This window comes from Staphylococcus equorum (genome assembly GCF_029531845.1).
Classification (GTDB): Bacteria; Bacillota; Bacilli; order Staphylococcales; family Staphylococcaceae; genus Staphylococcus; species Staphylococcus equorum_C.
The window spans coordinates 34,798-48,636 of record NZ_JAMBPV010000007.1 but is presented as its reverse complement, the minus strand read 5'-3'; the positions used below and the strand labels follow the sequence as shown (position 1 = coordinate 48,636).

Annotated in this window: 14 protein-coding genes; 10 read left to right on the top strand and 4 right to left on the bottom strand. The window is 31.8% G+C overall.

Annotation, left to right across the window (positions count from 1 at the left end):
- Positions 1-263: 263 nt before the first annotated feature.
- A complete protein-coding gene (locus M4L39_RS09695; RefSeq protein WP_277581827.1) occupies positions 264-1,334 on the top strand; it encodes an acyltransferase family protein in 1,071 nt (356 codons plus the stop codon).
- Between the two features lie 195 nt (positions 1,335-1,529).
- Here the strand turns inward: M4L39_RS09695 and M4L39_RS09690 are convergent, their stop codons facing one another.
- A complete protein-coding gene (locus M4L39_RS09690; protein WP_277581826.1) occupies positions 1,530-2,150 on the bottom strand; it encodes a DUF4064 domain-containing protein in 621 nt (206 codons plus the stop codon).
- 202 nt (positions 2,151-2,352) lie between these two features.
- Here M4L39_RS09690 and M4L39_RS09685 point away from each other — a divergent pair, with 202 nt between their 5' ends.
- Both M4L39_RS09685 and M4L39_RS09680 read left to right on the top strand, forming a co-directional pair.
- Positions 2,353-4,059 (top strand): BCCT family transporter, encoded by a 1,707-nt coding sequence (locus M4L39_RS09685; RefSeq protein ID WP_277581825.1) that lies wholly within the window; start codon positions 2,353-2,355, stop codon positions 4,057-4,059.
- A 130-nt stretch (positions 4,060-4,189) separates the two neighbouring features.
- Positions 4,190-4,975 (top strand): putative hydro-lyase, encoded by a 786-nt coding sequence (locus M4L39_RS09680; RefSeq protein WP_277581824.1) that lies wholly within the window; start codon positions 4,190-4,192, stop codon positions 4,973-4,975.
- A 124-nt stretch (positions 4,976-5,099) separates the two neighbouring features.
- On the opposite strand, the gene M4L39_RS09675 is transcribed toward M4L39_RS09680, so the two are convergent.
- From M4L39_RS09675 to M4L39_RS09665, 3 genes are all read right to left on the bottom strand, one after another.
- Positions 5,100-6,116 carry a PTS sugar transporter subunit IIC gene (locus tag M4L39_RS09675; RefSeq protein ID WP_277581823.1) on the bottom strand — a complete coding sequence of 339 codons (1,017 nt, stop codon included), beginning with the start codon at positions 6,114-6,116 and terminating at the stop codon, positions 5,100-5,102.
- A gap of 401 nt (positions 6,117-6,517) precedes the next feature.
- Positions 6,518-7,081 (bottom strand): sugar O-acetyltransferase, encoded by a 564-nt coding sequence (locus M4L39_RS09670; RefSeq protein ID WP_277581822.1) that lies wholly within the window; start codon positions 7,079-7,081, stop codon positions 6,518-6,520.
- Between the two features lie 59 nt (positions 7,082-7,140).
- Complete coding sequence (locus M4L39_RS09665) at positions 7,141-8,337, bottom strand: DUF819 domain-containing protein (RefSeq protein WP_277581821.1); 1,197 nt, start codon at positions 8,335-8,337, stop codon at positions 7,141-7,143.
- Between the two features lie 160 nt (positions 8,338-8,497).
- Between M4L39_RS09665 and M4L39_RS09660 the strand changes: the two genes are divergently transcribed.
- From M4L39_RS09660 to M4L39_RS09630, 7 genes are all read left to right on the top strand, one after another.
- A complete protein-coding gene (locus M4L39_RS09660; RefSeq protein WP_277581820.1) occupies positions 8,498-9,919 on the top strand; it encodes an SLC13 family permease in 1,422 nt (473 codons plus the stop codon).
- A 134-nt stretch (positions 9,920-10,053) separates the two neighbouring features.
- A complete protein-coding gene (locus tag M4L39_RS09655) occupies positions 10,054-10,260 on the top strand; it encodes a hypothetical protein (protein WP_277581819.1) in 207 nt (68 codons plus the stop codon).
- A 305-nt stretch (positions 10,261-10,565) separates the two neighbouring features.
- A complete protein-coding gene (locus M4L39_RS09650; RefSeq protein WP_277581895.1) occupies positions 10,566-10,847 on the top strand; it encodes a lactococcin 972 family bacteriocin in 282 nt (93 codons plus the stop codon).
- 57 nt (positions 10,848-10,904) lie between these two features.
- Positions 10,905-12,065, top strand: a complete 1,161-nt coding sequence (locus tag M4L39_RS09645; RefSeq protein WP_277581818.1) for a hypothetical protein — start codon at positions 10,905-10,907, stop codon at positions 12,063-12,065.
- Complete coding sequence (locus M4L39_RS09640; RefSeq protein ID WP_277581817.1) at positions 12,062-12,856, top strand: DUF1430 domain-containing protein; 795 nt, start codon at positions 12,062-12,064, stop codon at positions 12,854-12,856. Before M4L39_RS09645 ends, M4L39_RS09640 begins: the two co-directional genes overlap by 4 nt.
- Positions 12,856-13,167 (top strand): YxeA family protein, encoded by a 312-nt coding sequence (locus M4L39_RS09635; RefSeq protein WP_277581816.1) that lies wholly within the window; start codon positions 12,856-12,858, stop codon positions 13,165-13,167. The genes M4L39_RS09640 and M4L39_RS09635 overlap by 1 nt, the downstream gene beginning before the upstream one ends.
- Positions 13,168-13,172: 5 nt before the next feature.
- The gene (locus tag M4L39_RS09630) at positions 13,173-13,802 is read left to right on the top strand and encodes an ATP-binding cassette domain-containing protein (protein WP_277581815.1); all 630 of its coding nucleotides are present in this window, start codon (positions 13,173-13,175) and stop codon (positions 13,800-13,802) included.
- Positions 13,803-13,839 lie beyond the last annotated feature (37 nt).

Here is a 13,839-nt window from a genome sequence, read left to right as displayed (position 1 = left end):
TATCACACTACAAATGCAATCGCTTACAAACACTTTTTTTAATTAAATCGTATCTCGCCTATTTCGCATTATTCCCTAAAATTTGATATTATATTCATTGATATTTATTGTTAGTAATATATAAATAGTAAATGCTAATTTAATAAATTTTATTCTAATATTTACACTGAATTCTCATTACGTATGTTATTATTTAAACTTGAATATAATCATATCAATATTTATTTCAAAAATAAAAGAACAATCGAGAGGTTAAGCTATTTATGAAAACATATACGTCTGTTATTTTTTGGATGCGTACTATAGCTTGTTTAAGTATTGTTCTCATTCATGCGATTACAACTACATTTTCCAAAATGGATTTTGTAGGACATGGTACTGCCATTAGAATATTTCAATTATTGCTAATGTTTAGTACGCCATTATTTGTATTCATTTCAGAATTTTTATTAGCGAAAAATTATCATGTTAAAACAAAACCTGGTTTCTTTAAAAACAAATTAATTTATTTAGGTATCCCATATATCGTGGTTAATCTAGCTATCTCATATTTTTATTTTGAACCTGAGACATTAGAAGATTACTTTAGACATGTTACAAATACGATGTTCCACGGTGGCGCTGTCACATACTTCATTGTAATTATTTTCCAATTCTATATATTACATATTCTCTTTGCTAAATACATAATTAAATGGAAACCTATTCCTGTAATTATTGGTGCAACAATATTCGCCACATTGTATTGGGCATTTAGAGAATTTGTGCCCCCATCAGAAAATCCGATTTTAGGATTGTTTTGGGGGAGAGAAGGTTGGATGCTCTTTTTAGGTTGGATTAGTTATTTCTTACTTGGCTTTTATACAGGCATCTATTATGAAACCTTCATGAAAAATATTAAAAAATATACTTGGCTTATTATTTTTGGCACAATTTTGTCAGCAGGTATATTAGTTAGTAACTATTTATTCGGTGTTAGTACTTGGGTGGAATCTAAACGCTTTGATATACCATTTTATGTCACAATGGTGATCTTGCTATTTTTCTTATTCTCCTCCTATGTAAAATATGTACCAAAATTCGTATTATTTATAAGTAACTATTCATTCTGTATATATTTAGTTCATTACTTCTTTGTGCATGATTTAGGTTTATTGAGAGCAGATAGTTCATTAAGAAATATTGCTTTCACTTTCATCCTCACAGTTACAATATCAGTTTGTCTAGCTTATGTATTTAACTTATTCAAACTCGGAAAATTTATGGTAGGCGGTATTGGACACATCAATTATGACAAAGTATATGAGAGTTATAAACACGACAAAATGGATTAATAATTTCGTAAATTAACGAATTATAATGAACAATTATATAAGTCAAATCCAACTATTAAAAAGAGGACTAGCTGATTACAAAATGCAGCTAGTCCTCTTTCTTTGTTTTATCATTGCATAGTGTTATTGATCCATTAATCTATGCTTGTCATGAAAATTTTTTATTTAATATCTTCAAATGCCATTGTTCACTTTTTATTTATCTTTACGGTCTTGTCGACGTTGATACGTATGCTCATCAGAAGACGATACTGCTTCATCTTTGCCATCGCTTAGTTTATCCTGATCTCTAACATCTCTATCCCCTGTATGGCGTTCTGGAGATTCGTCTTTTATTTCACTATTTCGCTCTTGGTAATCATTCTCTGTATTGCTTCTATTGTTTGAATTAGTAACAGCTTCATAGCTCGGTTTATGCGCTTTTCTTACTAATAATAAAATACCCGCAACTAACCACAATAATGCAGTAATCCAATTAAATGTAAATACTGTAACAATTGCAATTAATATTAGTACAACGCCTGATACTTTAGGAATTTTATCAATTAATAATGCAAATATAATCGCGATAATTGTACATACGATAACCGCTCCTAAAGCTACAATAAACAAGCTACTCGCCATATCTAGTAATTGTGATGGTGTCATCTGACTTGATACCTGATTAAATTCTTGATTATTATTCATTGATTGTATGAGTGTCTCTTTTACACTCGCATCATTTAAAAATGGTGTAACGATAGCCATTAAAAATATTAAGATAAACTGTAGGATTATGCCTACCCAGGTTAATATTTTTTCCACAGTTCTTTTCATAATTTTCCTCCTCAGGAATTTACTTCTTCCTTTGTTAATTCTATACCCCTCACAAATAACGTTATGCAATAATATCGTTGTTCAATCTATTCTATTGTATTTAAATACTTACAATAAATGAATTTAGTCCAATGAATAGCCAAATAATAATAAGGGTATGTAATTATAGTCTAAATAAACAAAGGAATGATTATAAAACGCCATGAATAATAAGCATAAAAGAAAAACAAAAAATCGTAATTTGGTCTACATAATTTCAGTAGCTATCATTTTACTCATCACTTTAGTTGCTGGTATTTTCCCAAAGGGGTTTGGAACATATGCACAACAAGTTTATGACTACATATCAAATTCTTTCGGGTGGTTATTCTTAGTTATTATTTTTATTTTAGATATCTTTTTAATCGCGTTAGCTGTATCGCGTTATGGACGCTTTAAACTAGGTAGAGATGATGAAGAGCCTGAGTTTTCTATGCATTCTTGGATTGGGATGCTATTTTCAGCAGGCTTAGGTGTAGGGATTGTCTTTTGGGGCGTGGCTGAACCATTAAGTCATTATTTACATTCTCCCTTCCCAGGCACGGTTGCAGATGAATCCGCAGAATCTGCAAGAGTCGCTATGGGCTATACATTTTTCCATTGGGGTATTTCACAGTGGTCTATATTTGCGATTGCAGGTCTTACTGTAGCTTATTTCCAATTCAGAAAAAATCGTGACGGTTTAATTTCAACAGCGATGGAGCCTGTATTTGGTGAAGCATATAAACGTCCTTACAGAAACATCATCGATATTTTAGCTATTATTGCGACAGTTATGGGCATCGCAACTTCAATAGGCTTAGGTATTATGCAAATTAGTGGTGGTTTAGAACATGTCTTCAATGTACCTAATAATAATATTACCAAAATTACAATCACTATTTTAATGGTAGCTATTTTCTTAACTTCAGCTGTAACTGGTTTAAATAGAGGTGTCAAATGGCTAAGTAATATTAATATAGGATTAGGTGCCTTGCTCCTTATATTTATGTTCGTTTTTGGAGATTTAAAATTCATTTTCGAATCTTATACTTTAGCAATTGGTGATTATTTACGCCATTTTATTGAATATAGTTTGCGTATTAGTCCATATACTGGAGACAATAGCTGGATTCAACAATGGACTGTCTTCTATTGGGCTTGGGTTATTTCATGGTCGCCCTTTATTGGCGGATTCGTTGCTCGTGTTTCACGCGGGCGTACGATAAGAGAATTCATCATTGGCGTACTCATTATTCCACCGCTAATTTCATTTACTTGGATTGCTGGTTTTGGGGGCACAGCAGTTAAAATTGCGCTCAACGAGAATGATAATATTGCTAACGTTGTAGATCAAGATTACACCGTAGCACTGTTTGAATTATTGTCTAAATTCCCTCTTGCTGACATCACGAGTGCATTAGCGATTGCACTAATATTTATATTTATTGTCACAAGTGCTGATTCAACAACACATATAGTCTCGGGCATGGCAACAGGTGGCATAGCAAATCCTAAGACTAAGCACAAAATTATTTGGGGTATTTTAATCGGTGCAATCTCAGTGTCTATGACAATTGCCGGTGGCTTAACAAGTTTACAAACCGCTTCTGTCGTCACAGGGCTTCCGTTCTCTATTATCTTGCTCTTAATGATTGTGTCACTGATGCGTGCACTGCGTAGAGAACCAACAAAACACTTTAAAATGACACATATAGACGATGATAAAGATTATTCGATTCCACTTGAACAGCGTGAAGATGATGACACTAACGATTCAAAAGATGATTTAGAAAAAGATAAACAAAATACTACTAATGCTGAAAAAGAAGCTGAATCAAACAAACAATATAGAAATAATAAAAAAGACGAAAATAATAATAGCAAATAAAATGAGCCTCCTCCAAATCTCTAGTTAATGGAGGGCGCTTTTTAATAAATATGGAATATACACATATTTAAGTGTCTTTGTTTATTTTTGCTAAACTAACTATAAGTCTTAAATTAAGGGGGATGGTTTTATGAATTTAGATAATATACAACCACATAAATTAAGAGAAATGATAAGTAATGGAGAACTTACTGATCCTACAAGTGGTATGGCTAAAGGCTACATACAAGCCAATGTTGTTATTTTACCTTCGAGTTATGCATATGATTTTTTAAGGTTTTGTTTTAGAAACCCCAAAACGTGTCCGCTTTTAGATGTATCCGAAAAAGGTTCTACCTCATTTTCATTCTACGGAAAACATGCAGATATTAGCTCAGAAGTGGCAGAATATCGCGTCTATCGTTATGGCGAGCTTGTCGAATCACCAACGAATGTTTCACATCTATTTAATGATGATATGGTAAGCTTTTTAATTGGTTGTAGTTTCACCTTTGAACATGCCTTATTAGAAGCTGACATTCCGATTCGACATATTGAAGAAGAGCACAATGTCCCTATGTTCATAACTGATATATCTGCAGAACCAAGTGGCGAATTTGCAGGTAATATCACAGTCAGTATGCGTCCAATGACAATGCAACAAGCCATTAAAGCAACTGAAATTACTACACGCTTTAAAAATGTGCATGGGACACCACTACACATTGGTGACCCTTCTAAAATAGGTATTGATAATATTACAAAACCTGATTTTGGAGAACCTGCCACAATAAAAGAAAATGAAGTTCCTGTCTTTTGGGGATGTGGTGTAACACCACAATCTATCGCTCTAGATGCTAAACCGGAATTAATGATTACCCATGCGCCAGGCCATATGTTTATTACAGATTTACTTGATAGTCAAATTGGTGATTAATAACTAGTTATCTATTACTGTTTCAAATATCTCAAAAATAAAAGGACGTTTAGATTTCATTTGAGAAATCTAAACGTCCTTTATTAATCAATACTTTATAGTTCAACGCATTACAACGTATGTTTTAACGTGACTCTATATCCTCTTGAGTTACAATTGGATAATTTTTGAAAAGTATAGAACATACATAGCCTACAATTAGACCAATGACAGCTATAATTGCGCCATAAATGAAAATCTTCAATGGATCATTAAATCCAAACATCACTAAGAATCCAGCTAGTGGCGTTGCAGTTCCAGTCGCATCATTTATCATTCCCGAAGAAGCAATAACTGCACCTGCCAATGCACCACCTATAAAATTCGCAGTATATATTGGAACAGGATTCGCCGATACAATATCTGCTTGAGATAGCGGTTCAATACAAACAGCAATTCTTGATTTACGATCGCCTAATTTCAATTTATTAAACATTGTGCCGTTAATAAATGATGATGAGAAAGAAACCATAGCAGCAATTGCCATTGGCATACCAGTCAGACCAAGTAATGCCGTTAAAGCCATAGAACTTAATGGGGCTGTTCCTACTACTGTAATAACACCACCAAGTATAACACCCATGATAATAGGGTTAATTTCTGTGGAACTTTGAATGATGTCACCTATTTTTAACAATGAATTGTTTACTAATGGCGTAATACCAGTCGCAACTAGCCTTGCTAAAGGTGCAATAATTAAAATACCTACGATCAAATCTATACCATCTGGTACTTTTCTTTCCGCGTATTTCATTAAATAACCAACAACATACCCAGCTACGAAACCAGGTATTAAATCTAGTCCTCCACATGAGGCAGCTATAACTAAAGCATATACAGGTGAAACACCGATAGCTAACGCTACGAGTCCAGCTGCAGCTACACCACCAAGACCTCCGGCAGCATCGCCAAGTTCACCTAAAAATTTAATGCCTAATAGGTCGCCACCTACGTATTTATGAAATGCCTCAACTAAGAATGTTGCAATTGCAGCATTTGCTAAAGCACCCATCGCACGCATACCCATAGGTGCTCGATATGTAAACAGTGTAAATAATGCTAACACTACAACTAAAAACAAAGTTCCAATTAATATATCCATCTTTGAAATGCCTCTTTCCTTTTCTTGAAGTAGTTATGTTTTTGTGTGGACATAATTGTTTCAATTCTAACTATAAGCGGATTTATCTATTCCCTTCTAAAAATCAGATTCATCTACCTTATATATTAAGCTACAATTATATTACTTACCTTTTCACTCACATTTTTATATCTTAACACATTTCACTATTATATTCCGAACAATTTTATTATTTTAAATTTAAGCTCCGCGGAATATTTTTCTACATTGTTTTAATTTGTTTTTTAATATTACACGATTTAATGATAATGACTATTGTAGATTATTTTTATATTTCATGATTATTTACACTATGTATAAGAAAAACGGTGGTAACATCCATTATGAAATGAATGTTACCACCGTTTTTTTCTGTTGAATATTTATTTATTATCTATTTTACTTATAGGTTTAGCCGGCGTCCCGACTGCTACTACATTTGCCGGAATATCCTTCGACACAACACTACCTGCCCCAATGACTGCTCCATCACCGATTTTAACACCTGGTAACACAATAACGTTAGCGCCTAACCACACATTACTTTCTATGTTAATAGGTAGTGCTTGTTCTAACCCTGTATTTCTCTGTTGAGATTGAAGTGGATGAACAGCCGTGTAAAGCCCACATTTCGGACCTATAAAAACATGATCGCCAATGAAAATTTTTCCGCCATCCATAAAATAACAATCATGATTTACAAATACATTATTTCCTAAGAAAACATTGTAGCCATAATCTGCTTGGAATGGGCTTAATATTTCTAAATTATTGGGCTTATCATTGAGTAAGTCAGTTATAATTGCATTGCGTTTTTCTGAATTGCTCGGCTTTGTGTGGTTTAATTCAAAGCAAAGATCTTTCGCATTATTTCTTTCAACATCCAAAGTTTCATCAAAGTTAGCATCATACCATTCACCTGCTAACATCTTTTCTTTTTCGCTCATACACATACCCTCCATTATAAAATTCCGTCAAATATACATGTGCTAACACCTTTTACAATTTATCCTAGTTGGATAAGTAATTGATACATCATTGTTCCAGCATAATTTCCTATTACATAACCTAATGTACCTATAATAAGGATAGGTCCCACTAGACCAGACCATCCTTTTCCGATAGCTAACGCTGCTGCAGTAGTAGGACCTCCCGCAGTTGCATTACTTGCTAATAATATTTCTTCAATTTTAAATTTAAAGAGCTTGCCAAAAACAAGACTTAAACCTAAATTGAAAATCAAAATAATAATGACAAAGACAAACAACAATGGTGCAGTTGTAATAATTGTAGCAAATGAAGCTGGTGTGCCAATGACTACAAAGAATATATAAATAAGGAATGTTCCAATTTCTGACGCCCCCGCTAACTTCTCAAAGAAATCTCCCCAGATAGCAACAACTATCAATGTCAATGTTGTTAATAATAAATATGAATCACCAAAGAAAGATACAATGATTGTTAAAATGAGATTACTTTTAGGTACAAATAGTTGTATCAATTCTGCTATTTTGAAACTAATCGCTACAAGTGCAATGGCACTTGCCATAGAAAATGCGATATCTAATAATTGAATTTTTTTCGGTTGCCAAAATGACTGTTGTGTCTCAGGTGTCGTTTCAGTTTTATAATTAGTAACAAAATGTTTTTTTATCCAAGGTATTGATGGAATGGCTATAAGTAATATAAAATACAGTGCCATGACACTGTTATCAGCAACTACTGTCGAAGAAACCATGTCTCCCGGTGTTTGGAATTTAGAACTCAAAGCTGCAAAATTCACTCCACCACCAATGTAACTTCCAGTCATCATAGCTCCTATTTTAGAAAGATAAGGTATCCATTGATTTAAAGTAAGAAAAGCGACCACTGTACCTATCATCGTCCCCATCGAAGCAATCATAAAAATAAATAATAATCGTCTACTTTCTTTCCATATCTTTAATATGTTTGAACTGAATAATAATAATGGAATAGAAAGTGGCACGATAAAATCCCATACCGTATCATATACTGGCGAACTTGTGGGTATAATTTTAAAGTTTGATAAGAGCATTGCCCCTACTAGTGCTATAATAGCTCCCGAAATTGTACTTGCCCACTTGTATCGCTGTTCTAAAAATAAACTTATCGTTGCCCAAACTATAATAATAGCCCATAACATCCACGTGTCGTCTTTAGCTATAAGTGCACCTAATACCATAAACATTTCCCCTTGAAATAAATTTTTATTCTAAGATATTGAATACATTTTAACAGCATTTTTCATTAATTATTATAATTTTCTGAAAAAATACATTGTTTTGCTCTTTTTAAATTGATATTCTTGCAACTATAGACAAAACAAGGGGGGATTTTTGCATATGAAAGAAAAAATCGGTTTAATCTTAGGTCCATCACTCTTCATCATTTTTTATTTTATACCTGGTATTACAGGTTTAGAGGATGAACCACGCGCTGTTCTTGCAGTCACACTTTTTGTGGCTACATGGTGGATTACAGAGGCAATTCCTATACCTGCTACGTCACTCATTCCACTGATATTACTACCTTTGAGTGACGGGACAAATGAACAAGTAGCTGCAAGTGCTTATGCTGATCCAATCGTATTTATGTATATGGGCGGTTTTATTATCGCACTGGCAATTGAAAAATGGAATTTACATAAACGAATTGCTATGACTATCATTTCTTTGATGGGTTCAAATAGTAATCGAATTATTTTAGGTACGATGATTGCAACTGCATTTATTTCAATGTGGATTTCAAATGCAGCAACTGCACTCATGATGTTGCCAATTGCATTAGCATTAATAAAAGAAATTAAAGATGCACAATTCCTCAAACCGGAATCAGCCCACAAATTTGGAAAAGCGCTATTATTAACTGTCGCTTATTCTGCATCTATCGGTGGCTTAGCAACACTTATCGGTTCAGTGCCAAATGCGGTTTTCGCAGCCATCGCTTCTTCTAGTTTAAACAGAGAAGTGTCCTTTGCACAATGGATGTTATTTGCCTTACCATTAACAATTATTTTGTTAATTATTTTATACTTGTTAATGACAAAATGGTTATTTAAAATTGAGGATTCTGACAAAATATCTTCAGATTTCGCAAAGAAAGCTTTACGTGATTTAGGTCCAATGAGTCTTGAGGAAAAATTAACAGGTATTGTCTTCCTTTTCGTTAGTATCTTGTGGATTGGTGGCGGTCTATTGCCTGCTTCCTTAAATTTATCAGACACAGTTATAGCAATGTTAGGTGCTGTGCTATTATTCCTTATTCCTGCTAAGTCATCTAGAGGGGCTTTACTCGTTTGGAATGATATGAGTAAACTACCATGGGGCATATTGTTGTTATTCGGTGGTGGCTTATCCTTAGCTGCTGCATTTGAAGATTCAGGCCTGACAAAATGGTTTGGTGGTATGTTAGGTTTCGTCGAACCTTTACCATTAATTCTTGTCGTTATTGTATTGACGACAGCTATTTTATTCTTAACAGAAGTGATGTCTAATACGGCTGTTTCCAATATGTTAATGCCAATCAGTATTGGTTTAGCTGCAGCAATTAGCCAAGATCCATTTATTATTATGGGAATTGTAGCAGTATCCTCAACGTGCGCATTTATGTTGCCAATTTCAACGCCACCAAATGCTGCCGTATTTAGTTCTGATGAATTAGAAATGCAAGATATGGTTAAAGCTGGATTTATTTTAAATATGTTTGCAATTGTTATAATCTCGCTATTTGTATATTTCTGGTTACCTATTGTATTTGGTTTATAAAATCAAACACCTTAACACTTTGTAACGTCGTGATACATCTAAGGTATGATATAATTTCGATACTAGGGACGCATGTCACAAAGTACAAAACGGTATAGAATAAGGGTATAAACTTATAGAAGGAGTCATTTATTATGAAGACAATAATTAAAGGGGCCATCGCAGTATTACTTATATTAGGCGTAGTTAAAACATTCCAGGACCATGACGTGCAAGCAGAAGCAGTTAATTATTATAACCAAGCTAAAAATGGTGAATTGCTTCAAAATATAGAAAATGTGAATTTCGACTCATTAAAGCACTTACAATTCGATGATTTTATCCCTTCTGATTTCTTTTAAAGTTTATACACGTTCTTCTAGATAATTACAGATTAAATGTGATCAGATATGTTGTGTGACAAGCTTGTACTAATTTCGTATTGATATTGTAATTGTTGTACCATATTGACATAAATTTCAACAAATAGATTTTTCAAGACAACCTTCAGACAAATAAATTAAGAGCATCTCCTTTAAATATTAGGAGATGCTCTTTTTTGTGAAAAAATATAAATCTTTAAAGGGTAAGTGTAAAAAAAGCATAACGACACATTTCGATAAAAGTCGTATAATATTATAAATTCATACAAAAGGAGGCTATGTAAATAAAAAAGACTATTATAAGTATTTTATTGTATTTAGCAATAGTATTAGGCTCTGGAACAATAGCAAACGCAGCAACTATATACGCACAAGGTGGAATTTGGAATTACGGAGTAGGAAGCAAATATGTTTGGTCATACTACAGTAATAATTATAAAGCACATGGCTCTACAGCAGTGGGTAAATATAAATCCTACAGCGGAAAAACGAGAGCAGGTATCCAAGCTAGAGCATCTGCCCCAAAACCGTTCTTCGTAAATAGAACATATTACAATGTTTACTAATAATAGCATGGAAATGAATACAAATTGTATTCATTTCCTTAATTGATGAGGTACTGTATGAAAATAATAAAATTGACCTTAGATATCATAACGCTTTGCATCATTACTATATTAGTCCTAGTTTTCACATTAAGAGAAGAGCAAGAATTATTACCTGGTAGTGATACCATATTAAACATTTCTGCTTGGAATTATAGTCACAATAAGAAAGAAATTTATGAAACAATTGAATCGATTTCCCAAAAAGAAAATATAACAATCTATAAATCTATCTCAAATACGAACCAAAATACAGATAAATATATATACTCATTTAACGAAGAAAAACCAAAATTCCAGAATCATATTAGGTATAAATATATCAACTACGACACCCTTCTTAGTAAAGATGTCCGAGGGAATTATTTTGTAATGGGAGATTCATTTGAGCCCCGTAAGATTAAACAGCTACTACGGGAAAAAGGCGTAGAATCAGAAATGCTTAGTTTAAATAAATTCGTCTTATTTTTATCTGTCATAAATGATAAAGGGCTTCTATTCCCTATGATTTCAATATTAATACTTTATGTTTTTTATTTTTTACAAATAGCCAATATAAAATTTAAAGAATATGGTATTAAAAAATTACATGGTTATTCAATTTCAAAAATAATGTCTGAAGATATGAGTAAAAAATGTTTATATTATACTTCCCTATTAGGTTTCTTTTTAATTTTTATAATAATTTTGTCACTAGCATCGGACATTTCAGACAATGCCTCTATTTTTATAGTACGTGTTTTCTTTGGCATAATCATTTTATTCAGCGTACTTTTTCTAATTTCACTTTGCTCTTATACACTGTTTATAAAAACAGATATACCACTAATTATCAAAGGCAAAAAACCCTATACACTATTACGAATGATAACTGTATCGTTCAATATAATTATTCTATTTGTATTAGGAATTTTGTTAGTACAAAATTTAAGTTCATATCATGAATTGAAAAAGATTAAAGAAACTGAAAAGTACTGGACAAAGTTAGATGATTATCACGTCATTGAAGTTGCACCACTTAAGTACACTAATTCAGAAGAAAGTGATATATCCCAAAAATTTCATAAGTTACTCTCAAATACTGAAGCAAAACGTGAATCATTACTTATTAGACACAATAATTTATATCATCCCCACCTACGAATTATACTCCTGAAAATGGTAATGTTATTTTTTTGAATAGCAATTTCGTAGATTTCTATAATAGTGCATTTAAAAAACAATTTGAACTTTCCGATTCTAAAAATACAATAGACTTATTATTACCACCTAAAGCATATAACTTTAAACAAGAAATTAAAAAAGATTTCAAAGATTGGATTAACTTTCAACAGGATAATGATAATCAAATTAAAGAAATTAACATGAAACAAACAAATGATAACTTTGAAATATATACTTTTGATACCAGATCTATTTTAAAAAATAACCTTAGTAAAAATCCTCTAGTTGTATTAATAGATACAACAGATCTAGGAGATAACTTTTATTATTCATCAGTCACACAAGGTAGTTACTTGTTTAAGAATTATGAAAATACCAATAAATATTTGAAGGAATATGGATTAGAAGATGTTGTAAGTGGCGTTACAAATTATAAAGACATCGTATTAAAGGATTTTAAAGAACTTAATATTAAAATCCTTATTGTATCTATTTCAATATTTTTATCTTTTATCACATTGGTTTTAACAATAATTTTTGATATCCAACAATACTTTGAAAAGAACATGAAATTTTTAATGATAAGAAAAATACATTGTTTCAATTTAATTAAAAATAATAGTGAATACTTACTATTGAGTAATGGTTTAGTCATTTTAGTTGGTGTTATATCTATAACAGTTATGAAGAATAGTGCAATCCTCCTTTTATTTATCTTTATTATAATTATTCAAATATTAATACAAAGTATATATATAAATAAGTTAGAAAAAAACAACTTAATTAACTTAAAGGAGCTAGAATAATGAGTAAAAAATTAACTATCGTTATTACTGTTATCATATTACTTGCTGTTACTATATTTTTAACAAATGATGCCTTTGATAGATTTAATCCTTTTCTACAAGAAGAAAAATCATATGCCATAGTTAAACAAAACACACAGCAATATAATGATGTCACAGCTTATTCCAAAAATGGGGAAAAATTGAACTATAAATTAACGTTCGGTGGTTATGATCCAAGTAAAAAATTTGTAGAAATCATTCATAAAGGTAAATATGTGAAAGAAATACACTATATTGAGAAACAAGAACTCCCCAAAAATATAAGGTGATGATAATGATAAAAATACATGGATTAACGATTACAAAAGAAGAAAATACTATATTTAAAGATTTAAATTACTTATTTGAAAATGGTAAGTCGTATGCCTTAATGGGGTATAGCGGATCAGGTAAATCTACATTATTAAATAGTATTGCTGGATTTGAAAAAATAGATTCAGGTGATATATACCTTAATGGCAAAAAATTAATTGCTGATAACCATTTCTATAAAACACAATTAGGTTATCTATTTCAAAACTATGGATTAATAGACAATTTATCAGTTGATGAAAATTTAGATATTGGACTAGCATTCCAAAAACATTCGAAAGCAGAAAAACGAAAACGTAAAAATGTATTATTAAAAGAATTAAATGTAAATGTTGATTTAAAAAGTAAAATATCAACATTAAGCGGTGGAGAGCAACAACGCATCGCTTTAATCAGATTATTGTTAAAAAATCCTAATATTATACTAGCCGATGAACCAACAGGTTCATTAGATAGAAATAATGGAGAAAAAATTCTAGATAAGTTATTAGCATGTTTAAATGACAACAAAATTATCATTATCGCAACACATGACATTGATGTTGCTAAAAAGTGCAATGTTGAAGTAAACATGGAAGATTTAAATTGTTAATTATTCAACAACTTCGATTCATTTTTAACGACAGACA